Annotated in this window: 24 protein-coding genes; 8 read left to right on the top strand and 16 right to left on the bottom strand. The window is 68.4% G+C overall.

Annotation, left to right across the window (positions count from 1 at the left end):
* Positions 1–44 precede the first annotated feature (44 nt).
* Entirely contained in the window at positions 45–1037 is a 993-nt protein-coding gene (locus AWC24_RS06635) for a PE-PPE domain-containing protein (RefSeq protein WP_234807279.1), read from the top strand.
* Here AWC24_RS06635 and AWC24_RS06630 read toward each other — a convergent pair.
* Entirely contained in the window at positions 1014–1910 is an 897-nt protein-coding gene (locus tag AWC24_RS06630; protein ID WP_085083296.1) for an NAD(P)-dependent oxidoreductase, read from the bottom strand. The genes AWC24_RS06635 and AWC24_RS06630 overlap by 24 nt on opposite strands.
* Complete coding sequence (locus tag AWC24_RS06625; RefSeq protein ID WP_085083295.1) at positions 1907–2284, bottom strand: carboxymuconolactone decarboxylase family protein; 378 nt, start codon at positions 2282–2284, stop codon at positions 1907–1909. Before AWC24_RS06625 ends, AWC24_RS06630 begins: the two co-directional genes overlap by 4 nt.
* A gap of 87 nt (positions 2285–2371) precedes the next feature.
* Here AWC24_RS06625 and AWC24_RS06620 point away from each other — a divergent pair, with 87 nt between their 5' ends.
* The gene (locus AWC24_RS06620) at positions 2372–3415 is read left to right on the top strand and encodes a PE-PPE domain-containing protein (RefSeq protein ID WP_234807278.1); all 1044 of its coding nucleotides are present in this window, start codon (positions 2372–2374) and stop codon (positions 3413–3415) included.
* Positions 3416–3464: 49 nt separating this feature from the next.
* Here AWC24_RS06620 and AWC24_RS06615 read toward each other — a convergent pair whose 3' ends face one another.
* Both AWC24_RS06615 and AWC24_RS06610 read right to left on the bottom strand, forming a co-directional pair.
* Positions 3465–3746 carry a hypothetical protein gene (locus AWC24_RS06615; RefSeq protein WP_085083197.1) on the bottom strand — a complete coding sequence of 94 codons (282 nt, stop codon included), beginning with the start codon at positions 3744–3746 and terminating at the stop codon, positions 3465–3467.
* Positions 3747–3758: 12 nt separating this feature from the next.
* A complete protein-coding gene (locus AWC24_RS06610) occupies positions 3759–4058 on the bottom strand; it encodes a GlsB/YeaQ/YmgE family stress response membrane protein (RefSeq protein WP_085083291.1) in 300 nt (99 codons plus the stop codon).
* A gap of 173 nt (positions 4059–4231) precedes the next feature.
* Between AWC24_RS06610 and AWC24_RS06605 the strand changes: the two genes are divergently transcribed.
* On the top strand, positions 4232–4741 hold the full coding sequence (locus tag AWC24_RS06605) for an HXXEE domain-containing protein (protein ID WP_163705299.1): 510 nt from the start codon (positions 4232–4234) through the stop codon (positions 4739–4741).
* Between the two features lie 56 nt (positions 4742–4797).
* On the opposite strand, the gene groL is transcribed toward AWC24_RS06605, so the two are convergent.
* The 7 genes from groL to alr all read right to left on the bottom strand — a co-directional run bounded on the left by groL (position 4798) and on the right by alr (position 11895).
* Positions 4798–6417 (bottom strand): chaperonin GroEL, encoded by a 1620-nt coding sequence (gene groL / locus AWC24_RS06600; RefSeq protein WP_085083193.1) that lies wholly within the window; start codon positions 6415–6417, stop codon positions 4798–4800.
* 89 nt (positions 6418–6506) lie between these two features.
* Positions 6507–6809 (bottom strand): co-chaperone GroES, encoded by a 303-nt coding sequence (gene groES / locus AWC24_RS06595; protein WP_047321158.1) that lies wholly within the window; start codon positions 6807–6809, stop codon positions 6507–6509.
* A gap of 241 nt (positions 6810–7050) precedes the next feature.
* Positions 7051–8097, bottom strand: coding sequence for a tRNA (adenosine(37)-N6)-threonylcarbamoyltransferase complex transferase subunit TsaD (tsaD, locus tag AWC24_RS06590; protein ID WP_085083191.1), 1047 nt, complete (start codon positions 8095–8097; stop codon positions 7051–7053).
* The gene (tsaB, locus tag AWC24_RS06585; RefSeq protein ID WP_085083189.1) at positions 8094–9203 is read right to left on the bottom strand and encodes a tRNA (adenosine(37)-N6)-threonylcarbamoyltransferase complex dimerization subunit type 1 TsaB; all 1110 of its coding nucleotides are present in this window, start codon (positions 9201–9203) and stop codon (positions 8094–8096) included. Before tsaB ends, tsaD begins: the two co-directional genes overlap by 4 nt.
* Positions 9188–9634: a tRNA (adenosine(37)-N6)-threonylcarbamoyltransferase complex ATPase subunit type 1 TsaE gene (gene tsaE / locus AWC24_RS06580; protein ID WP_085083187.1), complete on the bottom strand. Its 447-nt coding sequence runs from the start codon at positions 9632–9634 to the stop codon at positions 9188–9190. The genes tsaB and tsaE overlap by 16 nt, the downstream gene beginning before the upstream one ends.
* Before the next feature lies 1 nt (position 9635).
* Entirely contained in the window at positions 9636–10745 is a 1110-nt protein-coding gene (locus AWC24_RS06575; RefSeq protein ID WP_085083185.1) for an alpha/beta fold hydrolase, read from the bottom strand.
* Entirely contained in the window at positions 10735–11895 is a 1161-nt protein-coding gene (gene alr, locus AWC24_RS06570; RefSeq protein WP_085083183.1) for an alanine racemase, read from the bottom strand. The genes AWC24_RS06575 and alr overlap by 11 nt, the downstream gene beginning before the upstream one ends.
* A 157-nt stretch (positions 11896–12052) precedes the next feature.
* On the opposite strand from alr, the gene AWC24_RS06565 reads away from it, so the two are divergent.
* On the top strand, positions 12053–12925 hold the full coding sequence (locus tag AWC24_RS06565; protein WP_085083181.1) for a type IV toxin-antitoxin system AbiEi family antitoxin: 873 nt from the start codon (positions 12053–12055) through the stop codon (positions 12923–12925).
* Between the two features lie 87 nt (positions 12926–13012).
* Here AWC24_RS06565 and gad read toward each other — a convergent pair whose 3' ends face one another.
* A complete protein-coding gene (gene gad, locus AWC24_RS06560; protein ID WP_085083179.1) occupies positions 13013–14398 on the bottom strand; it encodes a glutamate decarboxylase in 1386 nt (461 codons plus the stop codon).
* 14 nt (positions 14399–14412) lie between these two features.
* Complete coding sequence (locus AWC24_RS06555) at positions 14413–15891, bottom strand: bifunctional ADP-dependent NAD(P)H-hydrate dehydratase/NAD(P)H-hydrate epimerase (protein WP_013830175.1); 1479 nt, start codon at positions 15889–15891, stop codon at positions 14413–14415.
* Positions 15892–16092: 201 nt separating this feature from the next.
* On the opposite strand from AWC24_RS06555, the gene AWC24_RS06550 reads away from it, so the two are divergent.
* Together AWC24_RS06550 and AWC24_RS06545 are read left to right on the top strand one after the other, a co-directional pair.
* Complete coding sequence (locus AWC24_RS06550) at positions 16093–18033, top strand: flavin-containing monooxygenase (RefSeq protein ID WP_085083176.1); 1941 nt, start codon at positions 16093–16095, stop codon at positions 18031–18033.
* Positions 18030–18767: an SDR family NAD(P)-dependent oxidoreductase gene (locus tag AWC24_RS06545; protein ID WP_013830178.1), complete on the top strand. Its 738-nt coding sequence runs from the start codon at positions 18030–18032 to the stop codon at positions 18765–18767. Before AWC24_RS06550 ends, AWC24_RS06545 begins: the two co-directional genes overlap by 4 nt.
* 1 nt (position 18768) lies before the next feature.
* Here the strand turns inward: AWC24_RS06545 and AWC24_RS06540 are convergent, their stop codons facing one another.
* Both AWC24_RS06540 and glmS read right to left on the bottom strand, forming a co-directional pair.
* Positions 18769–19323 carry a hypothetical protein gene (locus AWC24_RS06540; protein WP_133055705.1) on the bottom strand — a complete coding sequence of 185 codons (555 nt, stop codon included), beginning with the start codon at positions 19321–19323 and terminating at the stop codon, positions 18769–18771.
* A gap of 13 nt (positions 19324–19336) precedes the next feature.
* Positions 19337–21205, bottom strand: coding sequence for a glutamine--fructose-6-phosphate transaminase (isomerizing) (gene glmS / locus AWC24_RS06535; RefSeq protein ID WP_013830180.1), 1869 nt, complete (start codon positions 21203–21205; stop codon positions 19337–19339).
* A gap of 97 nt (positions 21206–21302) precedes the next feature.
* On the opposite strand from glmS, the gene AWC24_RS06530 reads away from it, so the two are divergent.
* Positions 21303–22142 carry a dienelactone hydrolase family protein gene (locus AWC24_RS06530; protein WP_041318605.1) on the top strand — a complete coding sequence of 280 codons (840 nt, stop codon included), beginning with the start codon at positions 21303–21305 and terminating at the stop codon, positions 22140–22142.
* 69 nt (positions 22143–22211) lie between these two features.
* On the opposite strand, the gene gjpA is transcribed toward AWC24_RS06530, so the two are convergent.
* Positions 22212–23342, bottom strand: a complete 1131-nt coding sequence (gene gjpA / locus AWC24_RS06525; protein WP_041318609.1) for an outer membrane porin GjpA — start codon at positions 23340–23342, stop codon at positions 22212–22214.
* A gap of 422 nt (positions 23343–23764) precedes the next feature.
* Between gjpA and AWC24_RS06520 the strand changes: the two genes are divergently transcribed.
* A complete protein-coding gene (locus AWC24_RS06520) occupies positions 23765–24019 on the top strand; it encodes a hypothetical protein (protein WP_013830185.1) in 255 nt (84 codons plus the stop codon).
* Position 24020 lies beyond the last annotated feature (1 nt).

The raw sequence follows: 24020 nt of genomic DNA, 5'->3' as shown, positions 1-24020 counted from the left end.
CAAAAACCCCCGAACGCAATATCAGCGTGTGATAAGCAAAAGCGGTGAGAAAACGGGGCGGGATCAAGAGCACGGTTGCGCAGGCCGGCGTGGTCGCCATGATGGCGGCCACGGCCGGCGTGGGGATCGGTTCGTCGGTGCACGCCGCCGCGACGCTGCTGGCCGCCGAAGGCCCGCTGGCGGGCAGCCTAACGGCGCTCATCCTCGGGGGAACCACCCAACCGACGCCCTCACCGGAATACGCGCGGACCGTCGAGAACCTGTACCTGAACCCGTTGGGGTTCAACGGCGGATCAACCGACTCCACGGTCTGCTATATGGACGGCACCGACCCGTGCAGCGCCCCACTTCAGGTGCTCACGACACCGCAACTGATCCAGCAGGGACCGAGCAGCCTCACGGCCGCGTCGGCGATCGTGCTCGCCGTGCAGAACCAATTCGACGCCAACCCCGGCGCATTCGACGCCGAACATCCGCTGACGATCTTCGGCTACTCCCAAAGCGCCACCGCCGAGTCGATCGCCATGACCCGACTCGCCGAAGCAGGCGTCCCGCTCGATTCGCTGCACTTCGTGTTCATCGGCGACCCCTCCACCCCGGACGGCATCTGGCAGCACCTGGAAGCAGCCATGGCCGCGATACTCGGCCCGAGCCTGACGAACTATCTCCTGAATCTTGCCGGGACGACCGACGTCCTGGGCAATTTGACGCCGAATGATCTGTACCCGGCAACCATTTACAGCCTGCCCGACGATCCGATCCCCAACTTCCTGGACGTCTACGCCTCCGAGGGCCTGTGGGGCGCGCTGCTGAGCATATTAGGGCCGCACGTGGAGTACTTCGGGCTGACGCCGGAGCAGGTCGCCGACGCGACCACGACGGTCGACGGCGCGCTGACCTACGTCAACATCGACGACAGCGACATCAACGGCCTCACCGCCTGGCTCGACGCGGTGTTCAGCGGCGGGGCCGCCAACAGCGGCCTGTTCGAGAGCCTCTGGGACTCACTGCAATTACTGTTCAACGACTTCTTCTGAGTCGCCCACGGTCACCCCGGCGGTTCTCTCCAACACCTTGACGATGGAGGTGAAGTCGGATTCGGGGCCCTCGTCACGCAACGTCGACTCCCACAGGGCGGCCACCGCGTCGGCGAGTTGCCTCGGCAGGCCCAGGGCGCTGGCCTCGTCCAGGTAGAGCCGTATGTCCTTGACCATCAGCCCGGTCGCGAACCCGTAGTCGAATGTCCTGGGCAGCACCGCTTTCGGGAACTTGTCGCGGCTGGCATGGGTTCCACCCGAGCCCGCATTGAGCACATCGATCATCACCTGCGGGTCGAGGCCGGCCTTGACGCCCATCACCATGACTTCGGCGGTGGCGGCCAGCGTGGTGGCCGCCATCAGGTTGTTGACCAGTTTCATCGTCTGGGCGGCGCCGGGTTTCTCGTCGACGAAGAACGGACGGCCGAGCTCTTCCAACAGCACCTTGGCGGTGTCGAACGCGGCGCGCGGCCCGGAGACCATGATGGCCAGGCTGCCCTGTGTCGCCCCGCCCACGCCGCCGCTGACCGGGGCGTCCAGCGCGGCGACGCCGCCGGCCTGCAGCGTGGCGTGATTGTGCTGCGCGGCAGTGGTTCCCACGGTTGAAAGGTCGATGAACAGCTTGATCTTCGCGCCGCCTGCCACCGATTCGGCGACCGCCGAGGACGCCTGCACCGACGGCAGACTGGCCAGCACGATCTCCGCCCGGTCGGCCACCTGCTGCGGGGAGGATGCCGCATGGGCGCCGAACTTCGTTGCGCGGTCGATCACGTCGCCGCGGGTGTCGTAGACCACCAGGTCGCGACCGGCTGCGGCCAGTCGGCCTGCCATCGGAAAGCCCATGTTTCCCAGGCCGATGAAGCCGATCATCAGCTGCTCTCGTATTCGGCGAAGGCCTCGCGGGCGATCCGGAAGCTGTCGACGGCGGCGGGGACGCCGGCGTAGATCGCCACCTGCATGAAGACCTCCCGGATCTCTTCGCGCGTGACGCCGTTGGTGAGTGCTCCCTTGACGTGGGTGCGCAGTTCGTTGGGCCGGTTGAGCACCGCGATCATCGCGAGGTTGAGCATGCTGCGCGTCTTGCGCGACAGGCCGTCGCGTCCCCACACTGCGCCCCAACAGTATTCGGTGACCAAGTCCTGGAACGGCGTGGAGAAGTCGTCACCGGTTGCGGCCTGGGCCACATACGCTTCGCCGAGGACGGCCGCGCGGATCTCGCGGCCCCGGTCATAGGTCTGTTGATCCATGAATCCTCCTTCGCGACGCGGAACGCAGTGAACGCAATGGCTGGGAGAACCATAGACTCAAACATGAGAATGTGATAATCACATGTGATGCACAGCAGCAGATACGCCACGGTTCCGGTAGCGCGGGCAACGCGCCGGCGGGGCAGCTACAAGGCCGCAGTCGCCCAGTTCGCCACTGCCGGCATGATCGTCGCCGCATCCGGCGCGGCGATCAGCCAACCCCTCGGTTCGCTGCTCCTCGAAGCGGCGCTGCTGGCCGCCGACGGCCCGCTGGCGGGCAGCCAGACCGCGCTCATCCTCGGCGGTACCGGCCAGCCGACGCCCTCGCCGGAATACGCACGGTCTGCCGAGAACCTGTATCTGAACCCACTGGGATTCAACGGTGGCTCAACCGACTCCACGGTCTGCTACATGGACGGCACCGACCCCTGCAGCGCCCCGTTGCAGGTGCTGACGACACCGGAGTTGTTACAGCAGGGCCCGAGCAGCCTGACGGGTGCGTCGCTGATCACGCTCGCCGTCCAGAACCAGTTCGACGCCAACCCGGGCGCCTTCGACGCCGATAACCCGCTGACGATCTTCGCCTACTCGCAGAGCGCCACCGCAGCGTCGATCGCCATGAGCCGACTCGTCGAAGCGGGCATCCCCACCGACTCGTTGCACTTCGTGTTCATCGGCGACCCGTCCGCCCCGGACGGCGTCTGGCAGTACCTGGAAGACGCCATGTACGCGACGCTGGGCAAGGACCTCACCGACTTCCTGCTCAACCTGCTCGGCATGACCGAGGTGTTGGGCGATCTGACGCCCAACGACCTGTATTCGGCGACCATCTACGGTCTGCCCGATGACCCGGTCTCCAATTTCGCCGACGCCTATGACAACTACGGTCTCTGGGGCGCGCTGCTGGGCATCTTCGGTCCCCACGTGCAGTACCTGGGATTGACCCCCGACCAGATCGCCAACGCGACCAGTTCCGTAGACGGCATGCTGACCTACATCGACATCGACAACAGCGAGATCAACGCCTTCGATGCCTGGCTCAGCGCGCTACTGTTCCACGGGGTCGCCAACAGTGATCCGTTCCAGGCCGTGTTCGACTCGTTGAACCTGCTTTTCAGCAATTTCTTCTGATCCCGTTCCAGCGCCCATTCCGGGGACGGTTCCGGGTATCACGCCACGCTCAGCCGTGCGGGGCCTCGGATATCTTGCTGTCCGGAGTTCCCACCGTCTTGCAGTAAGTCGCGACCGACAAACGGGTTGCCGAAATCTCCAAGTTGGAGGGTTCCGCGCCGCTCTTGTCTTTGAGCATCTTGCTGATCTCGTCGTCCTGCTTCTTCTCGTCCTGCTCGACGAAGTCCTTGCACCTGGTGTCGCCTCCGGTATTCATCACCTGCGAGGCCGAGCACCCACTGGACAGCAGCACACCGGCGGCCATGGCCGCAACCGCAATGTATTTCATCATTTTTCTCGCCCCTTACGCCTCGCGGCCGAACAGGCGCAACAGCCAAAGCAGGATGACTGCGCCCAGGATTGCAGTGAACAAAGTGAACCACCAACCTCCGCTCGCCGTGTCGACGACGAAGCTGAGCAGAAAACCGCCGATCAGAGCGCCGACAACGCCCACAACAATGTCGGTGAGCAGGCCGTACTTGGATTTCATGACGATGCCTGCGATCCAGCCTGCGATGGCGCCGATAATGATGTAGCCGATCCACCCGACACTGGTCAATGTTGTAGAGCGGGCGAGGAATTCGGTTGCCGCCACTGGGTCCATGGTGATCTCCTTTACAGCGCCTCCAATATCGCCGTCTTCTCCGGCGGCGCGGAGAATCAATACCCGTTCTCCGCGGTTATAAACGAACCGTGCGGATATCACGCCGCCGATCCCGCGGTGGCGGCTCGCTCAAAAACCGACGGCGCGCGCGGCCGTAAGCGATGATCGTCGCCATGAACGCCGTCGACGCGGGGCCCGGCAGCGCCCTGGCACTGCCACGCTTCCGCAACGTCATCTGGCTGATGCCGGCCGCCTACCTGCTGCACATCGTCGAGGAGTACCTGAGCGGCTTCCCCGAATGGGTCACCCACGACGTCCACGGCCGGTTCGACGACACCGCGTTCGCCCTCAACAACCTCGCGTTCATGGCGATCCTGGTGACGCTGGTCTACGCGAACTTCCGGAAGCGGACCCTTGCCCGCACCGTTGCGCTCGCGGTTTTTGCCAGCGCAAACCTGTTCTGGGACGCACTCTTTCATCTCGGGATGACGCCGATCCTCGATCGATACTCACCCGGGCTTCTCACCGCGATGCTGCTCTACTACCCGATCTGCCTGCTGATCGGCGTCATCGTCGTCAGGCAGGAGATCCTCACCGGGCGCCGGTTCGCGCTGGCCCTGCTGGGCGGTCTGGCGCTGTTCGCCTTCGTGGTCTGGTACGGGCTGTTCCACTTCGCCATCTGATCTCGGACGAAAAACACCCCGGCCCGTCAGGACCGGGGTGTTCTCGGCAGGACTACCTAGTGCGCGTGGCCGTGGTGCCCGTGGGCGTCGGCGGCCTCCTCGGCCGGCTTCTCCACGACGGCCGTCTCGGTGGTCAGCACCATGCGCGCCACCGAGGCGGCGTTGAGCACCGCGGACCGGGTCACCTTGACCGGGTCGACGATCCCGTCGGCAGCCAGGTCACCGTAGGTCAGGGTGGCGGCGTTGAAGCCCTGACCGGCCGGTAGCTCGGTGACCTTGCTGGTCACCACCGCGCCGTCCACACCGGCATTGTTGGCGATCCAGTACAGCGGCGCGCTCAGCGCGGCGCCGAACACCTCCACGCCCAGCTTCTCGTCACCGCTGAGCGAGGACGCCAGCTCCGTCAGTGCCGCGCGGGCCTGCAGCAGCGCGGTCCCGCCGCCGGTGATGATGCCCTCCTCGACGGCGGCCTTGGCGGCCGCCACCGCGTCCTCGACCCGGTGCTTGCGCTCCTTGAGGGCGGTCTCGGTGGCTGCGCCGACCTTGATCACCGCCACGCCGCCGGCCAGCTTGGCCAGCCGCTCCTCGAGCTTCTCGCGGTCCCAGTCGGAGTCGGTCGCCTCGATCTCGGCGCGCAGCTGCTTGACGCGCGCGGCGACAAGGTCGCCACCGCCAGCTCCATCAATGATGACGGTGTCGTCCTTGGACACCACCACCCGGCGCGCCGTACCCAGCACGTCCAGACCGGCCTCACGCAGCGTCAGTCCGACGTCGGGGTTGATCACCTGGGCGCCGGTGACGATCGCGAGATCCTCCAGGAACGCGTTGCGCCGATCGCCGAAGTACGGCGCCTTGACCGCGACGGCCTTCAGCGTCTTGCGGATCGCGTTCACCACCAACGTCGACAGCGGCTCGCCCTCGACGTCCTCGGCGATGATCACCAGCGGCTTGCCCGCCTCGACGACCTTCTCCAGCAGCGGCAGCAGGTCGGGCAGCGAGCTGACCTTGTCGCGGTGCAGCAGGATCAGCGCGTCCTCCAGGACGGCCTCCTGCGAGTCGAAATCGGTGACGAAGTAGGCCGACAGGAAGCCCTTGTCGAAGCCGACGCCGTCGGTGATCTGCAGTTCGGTGGACAGGGTCGAGGACTCCTCCACGCTGACCACGCCATCAGCGCCGACCTTGGTCATCGCCTCGCCGACCATTTCACCGATCTCCTCGTCGCGCGAGGACACGTTGGCCACCTGTGCGATCGACTCCTTGCCGGAGACCGGGGTCGCCGCGGCCAGCAGCGCCTCGGATACCGCGTCGGCCGCCTTGGCGATACCGGCGCCCAGCGCGATCGGGTTGGCGCCCGCTGCGACGTTGCGCAGCCCGCCGGAGATGATGGCCTGGGCCAGCACGGTGGCGGTGGTGGTGCCGTCGCCGGCCACGTCGTTGGTCTTGGTGGCCACCGACTTCACCAGCTGGGCGCCGAGGTTCTCGAACGGGTCCTCCAGGTCGACCTCGCGGGCGACCGTGACGCCGTCCATGGTCACCGTCGGGCCGCCGAACGACTTGGCCAGCACCACGGCGCGGCCGCGCGGGCCCAGCGTGACCCGGACCGCGTCGGCCAGTTTGTCGACGCCGGTCTCCAAGGCCCGCCGGGCGGCCTCGTTGAACTCAATCTGCTTGCTCACGAATGTCAACCCTTTCCCTGCACGCGTGCCGCCCCGGACATCACCCGTACTACGGGGATCTCCGGGGCGGGCACGGTGTCTGCTTGTGGCTACTTGCCGACGATGGCCAGCACGTCGCGCGCGGACAGGATCAGGTATTCCTCGCCGCCGTACTTGATCTCGGTGCCGCCGTACTTGCTGTAGATGACGACGTCGCCTTCCTTGACGTCCAGCGGGATCCGCTTGTCGCCGTCCTCATCCCACCGGCCAGGGCCGACGGCGACGACGGTACCTTCCTGCGGCTTCTCCTTGGCGGTGTCCGGAATGACCAGACCGGAAGCGGTCGTGGTCTCGGCCTCGTTGGCCTGAACGAGGATCTTGTCCTCGAGTGGCTTGATGTTCACGCTCGCCACGATTGGAGCCCTCCACATTGTCTGGATGCGACCCGGCTCGCGGCCTGGTCGCATCGGAACGTACTTACTTAAGGTGTTCGGCATTCGTGCGAGCCCTCGCGTCGTCGTCGCGGGTGCCGAGCCAGGATTCGTCCGACTGCCACCTAGCACTCTATACACGAGAGTGCTAGCACTCAAGGTGGGGGCGGTGCTTCCTCGGTATCCGGCCCGCTCACCCGCGAGCGTGCGCAGAAACGGCAGTTCACCGGGCGTGTCGATCGGGAACGCGCACGCTCGCGCAAACGACCGGTAGGCCCGGATCGGTGGCCACATCCAGCGGCGACGGCGGCACCCCGGCGGCGATCAGCTGCGCCGCGAACGCCGCGATCATCGCGCCGTTGTCGGTGCACAACCGCAGCGGCGGGATCCGCAGCGTCAAACCCGCCGCCGCGCAGCGCTGCTCGGCCAGCTCGCGCAGCCGGGAGTTGGCCGCCACCCCGCCGGCGATCAGCAGCGTGGAAACCCCCAGATCAGTGGCGGCCCGCACCGCCTTGGCGGTCAGCACGTCGGCGACGGACTCCTGGAAGCCGGCCGCCACATCGGCGGACACGAAGTCGGGGTGGGCCTCCACATAGCGGGCCACCGCGGTCTTCAGGCCCGAGAAGCTGAACACGTACGGGGCGTCGCGCGGACCGGTCATCCCGCGCGGGAATGTGATCGCGTCGCGGTCGCCGGTGCGGGCCAGCTCGTCGAGCACCCGCCCGCCCGGATAGCCCAGCCCCAGCAGCCGGGCCACCTTGTCGTAGGCCTCCCCCGCGGCGTCGTCGACGGTGCTGCCCAACTCGACGATCGGTTCCCCCAGCGATCGCACGTGCAGCAGGTGGGTGTGGCCGCCGGAGACCAACAGGCCCACGCACTCGGGCAGCGGGCCGTGGGCGTAGACATCGGCGGCCAGGTGCCCGCCCAGGTGGTTGACCGCGTAGAACGGCACTCCCCAGGCCGCCGCATAGGCCTTGGCCGCGGCCGCGCCCACCAGCAGCGCTCCGGCCAGGCCGGGTCCGATGGTGGCGGCCACCGCATCGGGACGCTGCACCCCGGCCGTGTCCAGCGCCCGGCGCATCGTCGGGCCCAGCGCCTCCAGGTGGGCCCGCGACGCGATCTCGGGCACCACCCCGCCGAACCGGGTGTGCTCTTCGACGCTGGAGGCCACCTCGTCGGCCAGCAGCGTCAGCGTGCCGTCGGCCGCCAGCCGGGTGATGCCGACACCTGTTTCGTCGCAAGAGGATTCGATGGCCAGCACGATTGTCATGAACGGGACTCCCGCCGCATCATGTAAGCGTCCGCGCCGTTGCGGTAGTAGCGCTTGCGCACCCCGGTCTCGACGAAGCCGACCTCGCGGTACAGCCCGATCGCCGCGACGTTGTCGGTGCGGACCTCCAGGTGCACGACGCCGCCGGCCGCGTAATCCAGTAGGTCAGCCAGCAGGCGCCGTCCGATCCCGCGGCCCTGATGAGCAGGGTCCACCCCGATGGTGTGCACCTCGAACTCGAACGGCGGGGTACGCCCCAGCCGTGCGATCCCGCCGTAGCCCACCAGTCGGTCGCCGATCCGGGCCGCGACATAGTGGTGGTCGGCGGCGCCGATCGCCCGGCTGAAAGCCGCGGGCGGCCACGGGTCGTCGCCGCCGAACAGCTGGGCCTCCAGTTCGGCGCAGCGCGCCGCATCACTGTCGAGCAGCGCACCGATATCCACCGGTGGGGCCGCCGAAACCGGCGGCTTGGCATCGGGGCGGCGCAGGTACAACGGCACCAGCGGCGCTGGCACACTGTCCCAATCACGCACCGCCGCAACCAGGCCCGTCGGAGTCGGGTAGGCGACGCCGAGCACCGGGAGGCCGAACAGGCCGGCGTGCGCCGGCGAGCCGGCGACCGCCGCGGCCTCGCCGAGGTCGACGTCGGCCGGGGCACCGACCGCGGGGCCGGCCACCCGGACACCGTCGCGGTAGCGCGCCCAATAGACCTCGCGGCGCCGGGCGTCGGTGACCACCAGGGCCTCCCCTTTTGACACCGCCGGTGTCATTACCCCGATGGCGTCGAGGCTGCAGACCCCGCGCACCCCGATGCCCAGTGCGTGTCCGTAGGCGGCGGCGCTGGCCATCCCGACCCGCAGTCCGGTGAACGGGCCCGGCCCGCAGCCCACCACCACCGCAGTCAGATCGGGCATGCCGAGCCCCGCATCGGCCAGTGCGGCAATCACATTGGGGGTGAGCCACTCGGCGTGCGCCCGGGCGTCCAGTGTCACCCGCTCGGCAAGGACGGTCGGTCGACCAGCCTCATCCAGGCGCACCAGGCCCGCGGTGACCGCTGGCGTGGCGGTGTCGATGGTCAGGATCGTCGCGGTCACGGCGTGTGCCATCGCCAGGTCGCGGTGCGGGCTTCGGTGTCGGCGCCGCGGTCCAGCCGGACGTCCAGGTGCCGCTCCGAGAGTCGCTCGGCCAGTCCTTCGCCCCACTCCACCACGACGACAGCGTCGACGAGTTCGGTGTCCAGGTCCAGCGAGTCCAACTCGGCCAGCAGGTCCAGCCCCTTCTCGTCGAGCAGCCGGTACAGGTCGACATGGATCATCGACGGGGCGCCGGGCCGGCGGGCCCGATGTTCGCGAGCCAACACATATGTCGGCGAGGTGACCGGGCCATCGACGTCCAAGGCCGCCGCGATCCCCTTGGCCAACACCGTCTTTCCGGCGCCGAGCGGACCGGACAGCACCACGACGTCGCCGGCGCGCAGCTGTCCACCGAGGCGCGCACCCAGGGCGATGGTCTCGGCGGCCGTCGCCAGGTGCTGCATGTCAGCCACTGCGCCCGGCCTTCCGGCGCAGCCGGCGGGTCAGCGTGACCCGGCGGGGGGTGGCCCGCTCCACCAACCGCACCAGCGCGTCATCGATGATGTCGGGTTCCTCCAGCTGCACCAGATGCCCCGCCCCGGGCACGATCACCAGCTCGCAGTCCCACAGCGCGGCCGCCATCGCCCGCGAGTAGCCGTCCGGGGTGAGCAGATCGCGGTCGCCGCAGGCGACCAGGGTCGGGATCTTGGCCAACGTCGCCAGTGCGGCACTCTCGTCGTGAACCTCCAGTGCATGCAGGAATCCGACCATGGTGGCCACCGGGGTGGTGTGCATCATCTCCTCGGAGAACGCCACCACGCTCGGGCTGATCTGGTCGGTGCCGTAGGAGGCGGCGCGCAGGATCGGCGCGATCACCCGGCGGGCCGCGCCGCGACCGCGGTGCACCAGGCCCGGGACGTACCGCACGGTGAACTGGACCGCCTCCAGGGCCGGGTTGCGCAGGATCTCGCCCAGCGGTGACCGGGAAACGCCTTTGGCCGCTGAGGAGATCAGGGCAGCGCCCACGATCCGGTTGCGGTAGCGCTGCGGAAACTGCCGGGCATGCGACAACACCGTCATTCCGCCCATCGAATGCCCGACCAATACCACCGGTCCGCGCGGCACCGTCGCGGCCAGCACCGCCTCCAGATCCTGGCCGAGCCGGGGCACGGTGTAGGTATCCGGCGGGGCGACAGTGGAATCACCGTGGCCGCGTTGGTCGTAGAAGACCATCCGGACCTGCCTGCCCCATTCGGCGGTTAATCGCGCCCGCTGAAAGTGGAACGAGCCCATCCGCAGGCAGAAACCGTGCGCGAACACCACGGTCAGCGGCGCGTTTCGGGGCCCCACGTCGCGGACCGCCAGTTCGACACCGTCGTCGGTGACCACCACCGAACTGTGGTCGTGCGCCAGCATCTCGAAATCCTCGGCGGCGTAGGGATCGTCGGAGGTGGTGCGCCGGGTCAGCGAGCGCGCGATGGTGGATCCGGCGATGGTGCCGACGGCGGTCAGCCCGGCCGCCCCGGCCAGCCAGCCGCCGGTTCGCAGGTTGGCGCGCCGCCGGTTAACGGCCATCGGACCCGACTCCCCGGTAGCGTCTGGCGACCCGCCCGCGCGGTGAGTTCACCACCTCGTAGTGGATGGTGCCCAGTTCGTCGGCCCAGTCCTGGGCCAGGGGCTCGCCATTGGTTCCGGGTCCGAACAGGATGACCTCGTCACCCTCGGTCACGTCGACCGGACCGGGGCCGAGGTCGACGACGAACTGGTCCATGCAGACCCGTCCCACGCTGGGCCGGCGCCGGCCGTTGATCAGCACGTCGAACCGGCCGCTCAGCGGGCGGAACACCCCGTCGGCGTAGCCCATCGGCACCAGCGCCAGGGTGGTGTCGGCCTCGGCGATCCAGGTGTGCCCGTAGGAGACGGCCTCGCCGGCCTTGATCGAGCGGACCAGCACCACAATGGATTTCAGCGTCATGGCAGGGATCAGGCCCAGGTCGCCGCGCTCGGGGAGCGGGCTGAGCCCATAGACGGCGATGCCGGGGCGCACCATGTCGAACGCCAGGTCCGGCCGCGTCATCACTCCGGCAGAATTGGCGAGGTGGGCCACCTCGAACGCCAGGCCCTGGTCGCGAGCCAGCGCGAGCATATCGGAGAACCGTTGGGCTTGAACGTTGTTCACCGGATTATCGGCTTCGTCGGCACAGGCCAGATGCGACATCAGGCCCCGCACCCGGACCGCGTCGTCGGCGACGGCGCGGCGCAGCGCGCCCAGCAACTCGGGGTAGCCGGTGGCGCCGATGCCGTTGCGGTTCATGCCGGTGTCGGCCTTGACCGTCACCGTGGCGGTGCGGCCGGTGCGGACCACGGCGTCGAGCAACTCGTCCAGCTGCCGCGCCGAGGAGACCGCGATCTGCACATCGGAGTTCAGGGCGGGCGCGAAGTCGGTGTCGGGCCCGTGCAGCCACGCCAGCACCGGGGCGCCGATGCCGGCCGCCCGCAACGCCAGCGCCTCGTCGACGGTGGCGACCCCGAGTTCGGCCGCACCGGCGGCCAGCGCCGCGCGAGCCACCTGCGCCGCGCCGTGGCCGTAGCCGTCGGCTTTGACCACGGCCATCACCTCGGCGGCGCCGGCCTGGTCGGACAGCACCCGCACGTTGTGGGCGATGGCGTCCAGGTCCACCAGCGCTTCGCCGAGCAGGCCGGCCGTTCGGGATGTGGCAGTCATGTCAGCGTCAATTGTCCCAGAACCCGCCGGATGGCCCGTCGAGTGAGCGGTTTGGTCGCGAAAACGGCCGATTCCGGTGCCAAAACGCTCACTCGACCGACGGCGGCCTGTGAATGGACGTCGGCACCGGACCGGCGACTGATGCCACGCTGCGGTGATGCAAGCACCACGCGGGCCGATCCTGGCGTCCGAGGCTCTGGCTCGCCGCGCGGTGACCCGCGCCGAACTGCGCCGCGACTACGTCGGCATCTATCCGGGCGTTTGGGTGCCACGCGAGTCGCAACGCACGGCGCGGCAGCGCGCCTACGCCGCGTGGCTGTGGTCGCGCCGCCGAGGGGTGCTCGCCGGGGTGTCGGCGTCGGCGATGCTCGGCGCGAAGTGGATCGACGGCGACGCCCCCGCCGAGCTGGTGCACAGCAATCGACGAGCACCGCCGCTGCTGACGGTGCACACCGACACTCTGCTGCCCGGCGAGGTGCAGATGGTTCGCGGCCTACCGGTGACAACGGCCGCCCGCACCGCCTTCGACCTGGGCAGACGTTTGCCGACCACCGAGGGCGTGCAGCGCGTCGACGCGCTCATGAACGCCACCGATCTCAAGGTGGTGGACATCGCGGCGGTGGCCGACGCGCACCGGGGCGCCCGAGGGCTGCGGCAGCTCGATACCACGCTGCGGCTTGTCGACGACAGGTCCGAATCGCCGTATGAGTCGCTCACCCGGCTGCGACTCGTACAAGCCGGTTTCCCGCTACCACAGACTCAAATACCGGTGTACGACGCCCAGGGCAACGTCGGCGCTCGCATCGACATGGGTTGGGAGGAATACCTCGTCGGCGCCGACTTCGAGGGCGCCCACCATTGGCTTGACCCCAAGCAGCGGGAACGTGACGCGGAGCGTTACAACTTCATCGCCGAGGCCGGCTGGATCGACATCCGGTTGACGTCTCGCACGCTGCACCTACGTCCCGAAGTCTTCCTGGAGCGGGTCGGGGCGGCGTTGATCAGCCGGGGCTGCCCGAAAACCTGGTGACCGGCCCGCCGAGTGTGCGGTTCAGTCGCCGAATTCGCGATTCTGCGACCTAAAACGCACACTCAGCGAGGCAAGGCCGGGGAAACCCTAATGCGAGAAGTGCTGCTGATCGTCGAAATGCCCCCCGGGCTTGAGCCGGTCGAGGGCGGTCACCGCCTTCATGGTGTCGTCGAAGAGCGCCCGGGCCAGGTCCGCCGAGAGGCCCTCGCGGACCACCACGCGTAAAACCGCGACGTCCTCGGCGCCCTCGGGCATGGTGTAGGCCGGCACCTGCCAGCCGAATGTGCGCAGCTCGTGGGAGACGTCGAACTCGGTGTAGCCGCGGTCACCGGCGAGGCGGAAGCTGACCACCGGGATCGCCGATCCGTCCGAGATGACCTCGAAGTGCTCAGAGTCGGCCAGTTGGTGCGAGAGCCAGCGGGCGGTGTCGGACAGCGTGCGCATCACCTCGGTGTAGCCGCTGCGGCCGAGTCGCAGGAAGTTGTAGTACTGGCCGACGACCTGGTTGCCCGGCCGGGAGAAGTTCAGCGTGAAGGTGGGCATGTCCCCGCCGAGATAGTTGACCCGGAACACCAGTTCCTCGGGCAGATAGTCGGCGCCCCGCCACACCACGAAGCCGATCCCCGGGTAGGTGAGGCCGTACTTGTGACCACTCACGTTGATCGACACCACCCGCGGCAGCCGGAAGTCCCACTTGAGGTCCGGGTGCAGAAACGGCACCACGAATCCGCCACTCGCCGCGTCGACGTGCACCGGCACGTCGGGACCGCCGCCGGCGGCCAGCTTGTCGAGCGCGGCACAGATCGCCTCGACGGGCTCCAGTTCGCCGGTGTAGGTGGTGCCCAGGATCGCCACCACCCCGATGGTGTTCTCGTCGACGGCATCGACGACCTGCTCCGGGGTGATCACGTAGCGACCCTGCGCCATCGGCAGGTAGCGGGGCTCGACGTCGAAGTAGCGGCAGAACTTCTCCCACACCACCTGGACGTTGGAGCCCATCACCAGGTTGGGCGTGCGCCCCTGCCAATCGCCGACCTTGGCGCGCCAGCGCCACTTGAGCGCCAGCCCGCCGAGCATCACCGCCTCGGACGAGCCGACGGTGGACACCCCGATGGCGCTGGCCGGGTCGTCGTCGCGCAGGTTCTCGGCGTGGAACAGGTCGGCGACCATGGACACGCAGCGCTGCTCGATGGCCGCGGTGGCCGGATACTCGTCCTTGTCGATCATGTTCTTGTCGAACGACTCCGCCATCAGCGCCGACGCCTCAGGGTCCATCCAGGTGGTGACGAAGGTGGCCAGGTTCAGCCGCGAACTACCGTCGAGCATCAGCTCGTCGTGGATGAAGCGGTAGGCGGCCTGCGGCTCCATCGACTCGTCGGGCATCCGCAACGCCGGGACCGGTGAGGTGAACAATCGCCCGGTATAGGCCGGGGCGATGGTGTGTGCGGGGACGGACGGGTGGGAATGGGTCACAGCGACTCCTCTTCTCATAGCTCGGCCAGAGCGGTGCGGATGTGGGCCAAGATGCGCGACGCCGACGTGGGGGTGTCGCCGGGTCCGGGGTCGGCGGCCGAGGCCGCGGCCGCCCGGGTGTGCACGAACGCGGCGGCCGCGGCGGCCTGGGCAGCGGGCAGGCCCGAGGCCAGCAGTGCGCCGATCATCCCGGACAACACGTCCCCGGAGCCGGCGGTGGCCGCCCAGGATCCGCCCGACGGGTTGAGATAGACCGGGCCGCGCCCATACGGCGGTCCCGGTGTCGGCTCTCCTCCGTCGAGCCTCGCCGAACCGCCGGCCGGATCGGCGACGACGGTGACGTTGCCCTTCAGCAGCACGGTGGCCCCGAACTTCTCGGCGAGGGCCCGGGCCGCGCCGACCCGGTCGTCGCCGGGCGGGTGCCCGGCCAGCCGGGCGAACTCCCCGGCGTGCGGGGTGAGCACGGTGGGTGCGGCTCGGTCGGCCACCAGCGACGGGTGGGCGGCCAGGATGGTCAGCGCGTCGGCGTCGACGATCACCGGCACGTCGGTGCCGAGCGCGAACCACAGCGCGGCGGCGCCGGCCTCGTCGGTACCCAGGCCCGGTCCCACCACCCAGGCCTGCACCCGGCCGGCGGCGGCGGGGCTGGGCGCGGCCACCACCTCGGGCCAGTGCGAAACCACTTCGGCGGCAGCACTTCCGGCGTAGCGCACCATGCCGGAGGTGGCGGCCACCGCCGCGCCGGCACACAGGATCGCCGCGCCCGGGTAGGTCGCCGAGCCGGCCAGGACTCCCGTGACGCCCTGGGTGTACTTGTCGTCGCGCGGCCCGGGCGCCGGCCAGCACGCCTCGACGTCCGCGGCTTCCAGCGAGCGGGTGTCGGTGGCCGGCAATTCCAGGCCGATGTCGATGAGCTCGACCCGCCCGCACTGTCCCAGCGCGTGTACGGGTTTGAGGCCGCCGAAGGTGACGGTAAGCGCGGCGCGCACCGCGGGGCCCTCGGCGGCCCCGGTGTGCGGGTCCAGGCCACTGGGAATGTCGACGGCCACCACCGGGATGCCCGCGGCCTCCACCGCGGCGAATGCTTCGGCGGCGTTCGGGCGAAGCGCACCCCGCCCGGAGATCCCGACCACCCCGTCGATCACCAGATCCGTTGCGGGCGAAACCGTATCGACGATCCGGCCGCCGGCCCGCCTGAATGCCGCCAGACCCTTGGCGTGAGCGCGCTCCGGGTTGAGCAGGATCGCACTGGCCGCCGCGCCGCGCCGGCGCAGCAGCGTGGCGGCCCACAGTGCGTCACCCCCGTTGTCTCCGGAGCCGACCACCGCGCACAAGCTGCGGCCGGCCACCCCGCCGGTGCGCCCGGCCAGTTCCCGGGCGATCGCCGTGGCGAGGCCGAATGCGGCCCGGCGCATCAAGACCCCGTCGGGCAGGGTCGCCAGCAGCGGCGCTTCGGCGGCGCGGATCACCTCGACGGTGTAATAGTGCCGCACGGCCCCTTCCTCGCCCTTCCTCGTCCGTCCTGGTCCGTCCTCGTCCTGGCCAGGCTAGTTGCCCGGGCCGGACGGGGCGGGTCAATGGGTAACAGGCCCCCGGTGCCGACTCTTGATCAGCAACGATGGCTCAAGTATCGTCCGAATCAATTTCGCGACGCACAGTAGCGGATCGATGCAGTCCGATGGAAAGGGTCCGAGTTGCCGCGCAACCGCTACGCCGGGGAACCGTTCACCACCGCCGACGCCGATATCGCCGCCGCCTTGGAGCAGGTCTCCATTCCGACCTTGCTGCTGTCGTGCGTGCACATCACCGGCGACCCCCGTTTCATCCGGGAGTTCAAGCAGAACGGGATCTTCCTCAACGAGATTCAGGGGTTCATGTCCGAAGAGGACAAGGCCCGCGCCCGCGCCGAAGCGCTGCCGGTGATCATCGACTACCGCGACCGCGGCTGCCCGCAACCGGCACCGCTGCCCGCCGAGCTGATCAAGGAGATGATGGACTGGGCGGCGTGCGAGACCGTCCCGGACGACTACCTGGGCCTGCTCGCCGAGGAACTCGACCTCACCGGAGTCGACCCCCGCCGCCCCGCACCGCTGCAACCGGAGCGGGCAGCGGAGCTTCCGGTGGTGGTGATCGGCTGCGGCGAATCGGGAGTGTTGGCCGGAATCCGGCTGGCGCAGGCCGGTATTCCCTTCACCATCGTCGAGAAGAATGCCGGCCCGGGCGGCACCTGGTGGGAGAACGATTATCCGGGAGCCCGGGTGGACGTCGCCAACCACTTCTACTGCTTCAGCTTCGAACCCAACAACGATTGGGGGCACTACTTCGCCGAACAGCCGGAACTGCAAGCCTATTTCACCGATGTCATCGCCAAACACGGTCTGGGCCAACATATCCAGTGGAATACCGAGGTGACCGACGCCGCCTGGGATGAGGCCACCGGGACCTGGACGCTGACCACGCGCACCGACGACGGGGCGGTGTCGGCCATGTCGGCGCGCGCGGTGATCACGGCGGTCGGCCAGCTCAACCGCCCGAACCTGCCGGATCTCGACGGCGCGGACAGCTTCACCGGGCCGTCGTTTCACTCCGCGGCCTGGGACCACAGCATCGATCTGACCGGCAAGCGGGTGGCGCTGATCGGGGCGGGCGCCAGCGGATTCCAGATCGCACCGGCGATCGCCGGAAAGGTGGAGCACCTCACGGTGTTTCAGCGCACCGCACAGTGGATGTTCCCCAACCCGATGTATCACGACGCGGTCGGCGACGGGGTGCGCTGGGCACTGGAGCACCTGCCGTTCTACGGCCGCTGGTACCGGTTTCTGCTGCTGTGGCCCGGCGCCGACAAAGGCCTGGAGGCCGCCCGGGTGGACCCGGACTATCCCGACCAGGACTACGCCGTCAGCGAGGTCAACGCGCTGGCCCGGCAGATGTTCACCGGCTGGATCACCGATCAGGTCGGCGACGACGAGGAGCTGTTGGCCAAGGTGCTGCCGGACTATCCGGCCACCGGCAAACGCACCCTGCAGGACAACGGCACCTGGCTCAAAACGCTGCAACGCGACAACGTCGACCTGGTCCGCACCCCGATACGCACGCTCACGCCGAGCGGCGTCCAGACCGACGACGGCGTCCACCGCGAGGTCGACGTAATCGTCTACGCCACCGGGTTTCGGCACACCGACGTGCTGTGGCCGATGCGCATCACCGGCCGCAACGGCACCGATCTGCATGCGCTGTGGGGCCGCCGGCCGTATGCGTACCTGGGCATCACCGTGCCCGGATTCCCGAACTTCTTTCTGCTCTACGGCCCCGGCGCTCATCTGGCGCACGGCGGCAGCCTGATCTTCAACTCGGAGTTGGAGATGCGCTACATCGACGCCTGCCTGGCCAAACTCGCCGAGGAGCAGCTGCACTGCATCGAGCCGACCGCACAGGCGGCAGCCGAATGGCATCGGGTCACGCAGGAGGGCATCAAGAACACGGTGTGGGCACACCCGGCGGTCACGCACTCCTACTTCAAGAACGCCGACGGCGAGATCCACACGGTGAGCCCCTGGCGGCTCGACGAGTACTGGTCGATGGTACGCGAACCGGACTGGTCACAGTTCGTCGTCTGCAAAGGAGCGGTGGAGTGAGCGGAGTCGTCATCACCGGTGCGGCCTCGGGAATCGGCCGGGCGTGCGCCGAGGCGCTGATTGCCGACGGACGTCGGGTTGCGTTGTGGGACATCGCCCCCGGGGTTCTCGAGGTGGCCGACGGGATGGCGATGCCAGGTGCGGTGGTCGACGTCTGCGACGATGCCGCGCTGCCCGCTGCGGTCGCGGCCGCGGCCGATGCGCTCGACGGCATCGACGGACTGGTGCATGCGGCGGGCCGGGTGCTGCCCGAACCGGTGGGCGCCTACACCGGCGAATCCTGGGATGCCGTCATGGATGTCAACCTGCGCGCCCAGGCGATGCTGGTGCAGCTGATGCTGCCACATCTGGAGGCGGTCGCCCGCGCCGGCGGTAGCCCAGCGGTGGTCGGCATCTCCAGCATCGAGGGCCTGACCGCCAACCCCTTCATCCCGGCCTACTGCGCGTCCAAGGCGGGACTGCTGGGGCTGACCCGGTCGATGGCCGCGCAGCTGGGCCCGGCCGGAATCCGGGTCAACGCGATCTGCCCGGGCTTCATCGAGACTCCGATGCTGCAGATCGCACTCGACGTCGAGGAGGTCGCCGCCGGCTTCGTCGCCGCCGCGCCGCTGGGACGCATCGGACAGCCGGCCGAGGTGGCTGCGGCGGTGGCGTTCCTGATGTCGCCGCGGGCGTCATTCATCACCGGCACCCAGCTCGTCGTCGACGGTGGAGTCACCGCCCGGCATCCGTGAACTAGAACACCCAGCTCTGCGGTGCTGCGATGACGAACCCGTGGATCGCGACGGGACCGTTGTACACGCTGCGGGCAACCTGGGGTTCTTTGAGCACGCAGACCACGTCGGTGGACGGCGGCGTCCCGCAGACCATCGACTGGGCGGGTGAGAGATCCCAGAACGCGATCTTGTGGCCCACCGGAAGCCTCACAGCCGGTGGCGCTCCGGCGCTCCGGTCTTCCGGCGGTGTGTGCACGAAACGGGCGGGCACACTTGACTTCCCGTAGATCCCGGGCAACTGCACAGCCCCGGCGTCCGGCGGCGCCCCCGGAATGTCGCCCGTGCAGTTGATCTCATGGGTGATCCTGCCCTGCCGGGTCCGGCAGACCAGTCCCGAGTCGGTGACAAAGGCCACCGCGGGCAGCCTGGGCAGCTCGCTGACGGAATCGGGCAGCGGCCCGCTGTCGTCGATCAGCGAGTCCACATCTGGGAATACCGGTGTCGCACCGGAATCCGGCGCCGTCACCAGCAGAACGGCTGACGTGACCGCCGCTGCCAATGCCCGCCGTGCCACGCGGATTCAAACCTTATTCGACCGTGACCGACTTGGCCAGGTTGCGCGGCTTGTCGACGTCGTAACCCCGAGCCTGGGCCACCCCGGCGGCGAACACCTGCAGCGGAATGGTCGATAACAGCGGCTGGTAAAGCGTTGGTACGCCCGGGATCTCGATCAGGTGGTCGGCGTAAGGCCGTACCGTCTCGTCGCCCTCCTCGGCGATCACGATGGTGACCGCACCACGAGCTTGGATCTCGCGGATGTTGGAGAGCAGCTTGGAGTGCAGCATCGCCGCGTTCTTGGGCGAAGGCATCACCACGATCACCGGCAGATCGTCCTCGATCAGCGCGATCGGGCCGTGCTTGAGCTCGCCGGCAGCGAAACCTTCGGCGTGCATGTATGCCAGCTCTTTGAGCTTCAAGGCGCCTTCCAGCGCCACCGGGTAGCCGACGTGACGGCCGAGAAAGAGCACCGCACTCGATTTCGCGAACTGCCGCGCCAGCTCGGCCACCGAGTCGATGCCCTCCAGCACGCGCGACACCAGTTCGGGCATCGCTTCCAACTGCAGGTACTCGCGCTCGACCTCGTCGGGGTACTTGGTGCCCCGGGCCTGCGCCAGCGCCAGACCGACCAGATAGTTCGCGGTGATCTGCGCCAGGAACGTCTTCGTCGAGGCGACACCGATCTCCGGGCCGGCGCGGGTGTAGATCACCGCGTCGCACTCGCGCGGGATCTGCGAGCCGTTGGTGTTGCAGACCGCCAGCACCTTCGCCTTCTGTTCTTTGGCGTGCCGGACGGCTTCCAGGGTGTCGGCGGTCTCACCGGACTGGCTGATCGCCACCACCAGGGTGCTGCGGTCCAAAACCGGGTCCCGGTAGCGGAATTCGCTGGCCAGTTCCACCTCCACCGGCAGCCGCGTCCAGTGCTCGATCGCGTACTTGGCCAGCAGGCCGGAGTGATACGCGGTACCGCAGGCCACCACGAACACTTTGTCGATCTCACGCAACTCCTGATCGGAGAGGCGCTGCTCGTCGAGCACGATGCGGCCGTCCTCGAAGTGCCCGAGCAGCGTCTCGGCCACCGCGGTGGGCTGCTCGGCGATCTCCTTGAGCATGAAGTACTCGTAGCCGCCCTTCTCAGCGGCCGACAGGTCCCAATCGATATGAAATGGGCGGGCAGTGCCGGTCATGTCCTGGCCTGCGAAGTCGGTGATGCGGTAGCTGTCCGCGGTGATCACCACCGCCTGGTCCTGGCCGAGCTCGATCGCGTTGCGGGTGTAGGGGATGAACGCCGCCACGTCCGAGCCGAGGAACATCTCACCGTCGCCGATCCCGACCACCAGCGGGGTGGACCGGCGCGCCGCCACGATGGTGCCGGGCTCGTCGGCGTGGGCGAACACCACGGTGAAGTGGCCTTCCAGCCGGCGCACCACGGCCAGCACCGACGCCACGAAGTCTCCTGCGGTGTCGCCGTGACGGTACGCGCGGGCCAGCAGGTGGACGGTCGCCTCGGTGTCGGTTTCGCTGGTGAATTCCACTCCCTCGCGCTCCAACTCGTCGCGCAGCGCAGTGAAGTTCTCGATGATGCCGTTGTGGACCACGGCGAACTTGGAGGCCGCATCGCGGTGCGGGTGGGCGTTGCGGTCGGTCGGCCGGCCGTGGGTGGCCCAACGGGTGTGGCCCAACCCGGTGCCGCCGACCAGGAGGGCCGGATCGGTGTCGGCCAGCTCGGCTTCCAGGTTGGCTAGCCGGCCGGCGCGGCGGCGGATGGTCAGCTGCCCGACGCCGTCGACGACGGCGATTCCGGCGGAGTCGTAGCCGCGGTATTCCATGCGGCGCAGCGCCTCGACGACGACCTCGCGCGCGGGCCGCTGCCCGACGTAGCCGACGATTCCGCACATAGCTGTTCAGGGTAGTGCAACAGCGGACGCCCCTCAGCAATCGCGCAGGTCAGCGAAGCCCTGACCGTCGCGCGCCGCAGTGCGTTAACGTCATCTGGTGGCCAGCATCAAGCGTCTTTACACCGCACTGACCCGACCCGGTCCGCACCGCGTCCTGCGAGGCGACTTGGCCTATGCCGGGCTGGCCGGTGTGGTGTACACCCCGGCGTCCGGTTACCGGCTTCCCGCGGTGGCGTTCGGTCACGACTGGCTGACCGGAGCGCACCGCTATGCCGGACTGCTAGAGCATCTGGCCTCGTGGGGCATCGTTGCCGCCGCCCCCGACACCTGCCGCGGCCTGGCGCCGTCGGTGCTGGACTCGGCCGCCGACTTGGGCCGTGCGCTGGAGATCGCCACCGAGATCCGGTTGGGGCCGGGGCGTATCAGCGTCGACCGCGCCCGGCTTGCGGTGGCCGGCCACGGCTTCGGCGGTTCGGCCGCGGTGTTCGCCGCCGCCGGGTCGGCGGTGAAGCCCAAAGCGGTAGCGGCGATCTTCCCGACCGTCACCACTCCGCCCGCCGAGCAGGCGGCGGAGATACTGGCTGTGCCCGGCGTGGTGTTCGCCGGCCCCGGCGACGCGAAGGCGCTGCGCTCCAATGCTGTTGAGCTGGCCCACGCCTGGCCGTCGGCGACGCTGCGGGTGATCGCCAAGACCTCCCCTGCCGGCCTGCCGCAGGGCCGTCGGCTGACCGGGTTCTTCGGGCTACCGACCTCCGACCGGCGCACCCAGCGGCGGGTACGCGCTCTGCTGGCCGGATACTTGCTGGCGCAGCTGGTCGGCGACAAGACCTATCGGGAGTTCGCCGACCCGCAAGTGCCGCTTCCGCGTACCGAGCAGCTCGAGGCGCTGCCGGAGCCGGTGAGCCCCGAGGAGAAATTCGTCGCGCTGCTGAAATAGCGGCAGAAGGCAGGCCCAGAAGGCGATCGCGGCCGCCGGGTTCCCGACGGCCGCGATTGCTGGGTGTTCCTAGATGTCGGACAGCAGGTCGCCGAACAGCGACGCGACGCCGGCACCGGCGTCGTCCGCCACGAGGGGGTCGAGGCCGAAGATCGGCGGGGTCTGGACCGCGTCCTTGCCGTCCCAGCCGTTGCCGAGCACCGCTCCCATGGCTTGCTGCCAGCCGACCATCGCAGCGATCGGGCCGACGGCGTAGCTGGGGACGTCGATGTTGAAAGGCCCGGGTATCCCGAGGGCTTCCGGGACGGTGATGTTGAGGCCCAGGGAGCTGAAGATCGAGCCGCCGACCGGGATGACCTCGTTGCCGGCGGCATCGGCGTAGGGGCCGGCACCCACCAGACCGGGGCTCAACAGCCCGCCGAGGGCGAAGTCGAGGTGGTTGATGACGGTGCCGTCCGGCAACAGCCCCGCTGATTCGATCGTCGGTATCAACGCGTCGAGGTCGAGGGTGGCGCCGTTGAGCAAGCCGTCGAGCGGGCTGGCGAGAATCTGCTCGAAACTGTCGCCGTCGGTGATGCTGGCCAGCAGCGCCACCATGGGGCTCAACATCGGGCCGAGCGAACCCATGATCATGCCGCTCAGCGGTGACGACAGGAAGTTCAGAACCTCCGACACCATGTCCGGATCGATATCTTCCGGCAGGAAGCTCGGAAGAACACTCCCGAGGAGGTTATGTCCGATGGTGAGGTCGCCGGTGCCGTCGGTCAGCCCGCCCAGATCGTTGAAGTCATCCAGGGTGTGCGGGGTCACCTGCCCCACGAGCTCGCTGAAGGCATCATCGTCCAGACCGGAGTTGGTCAGCGCGAACGCAGACCCGATCGACGCCAAGTTGGCTTGGAACTCGGCGAGGACGGTACCGGGATCCGATCCGTCCTGCAGCTCCTGCAGGAAACCCTGAATATTGACGATGAACTGCTGAACCCCGACGAACGGCGCTAGCGCGAAATTGTTGTAAAGCTGCGTGAAGTTGGCGGTCGCCTCGCTCATGACGTCGGCAAAACCCCCCGCGGTGAGCTGTACCGACGGCGACTGGATGTCCGACAGAGCGGACAGCGGCGCGGCCACCGGGGTGACGGCGATCATGCCGGCCCCCACAATTGCGACCCCGGCAGTGGCGTAGGGCCGAAGTGGTTGATACATCGAAGATCTCCTCAAATTTCAAGTGCGCGCCCCTTAGGCGCCAGTCCCACTCAGGCCAACGTAGCTGAAATAGAGCTGAGAGGCAATGCTGTTGTTCACATCAAAAATCCGCCCCGTCGCACCCCGGCGCCCCGGCTTCCGCGCCCGCCTCTACATCATGAAGCAAATGAAAACCACAGTTCAAAGCCATTTTCCAGCAACCTCGCATGCGCCTAATTCGACTTAGGTTACATTCCGTTGTCGTATGTCTATATCTGTGTAATAGAGTTCAGAATTAAGGAATACTGAGAATGACGTTCCGTGGGCGTGGCTTCCGGGGTCGGCTGCGTAACGGACGGCCGACGCCGCGACCATGCCGACGGCTTCACGCAAGCGGCAGGCCGCGGATCTCAGCCGATATGTTGAGTCCTCGCTGACGCACAGTGATCGATCCACTGCGTCGGCAGGCCGACCGGCAGCACAGCGAGAAGACGGTCGTCACTTCCACCCTCGACGGCGAGAGCGAACACGGGCGGCTGAGCCACGCCGACCTCGACCTGAAGGCGCGGGCGGTCGGGGCCGACCTGCTAGCTCAGCCGGCGACCGGGGCAGCCATGGATCTGGAGGCGATCGCCAAGCGAGCCGGCCTCATGCAGCAGGCGGTCGCTCATCATCAGCTCAAGTCCCGCCAGCGCTGAG

Source organism: Mycolicibacter senuensis (genome assembly GCF_002101885.1).
Lineage (GTDB): Bacteria > Actinomycetota > Actinomycetes > Mycobacteriales > Mycobacteriaceae > Mycobacterium > Mycobacterium senuense.
This window is presented reverse-complemented; position numbering and strand designations above follow the sequence as displayed.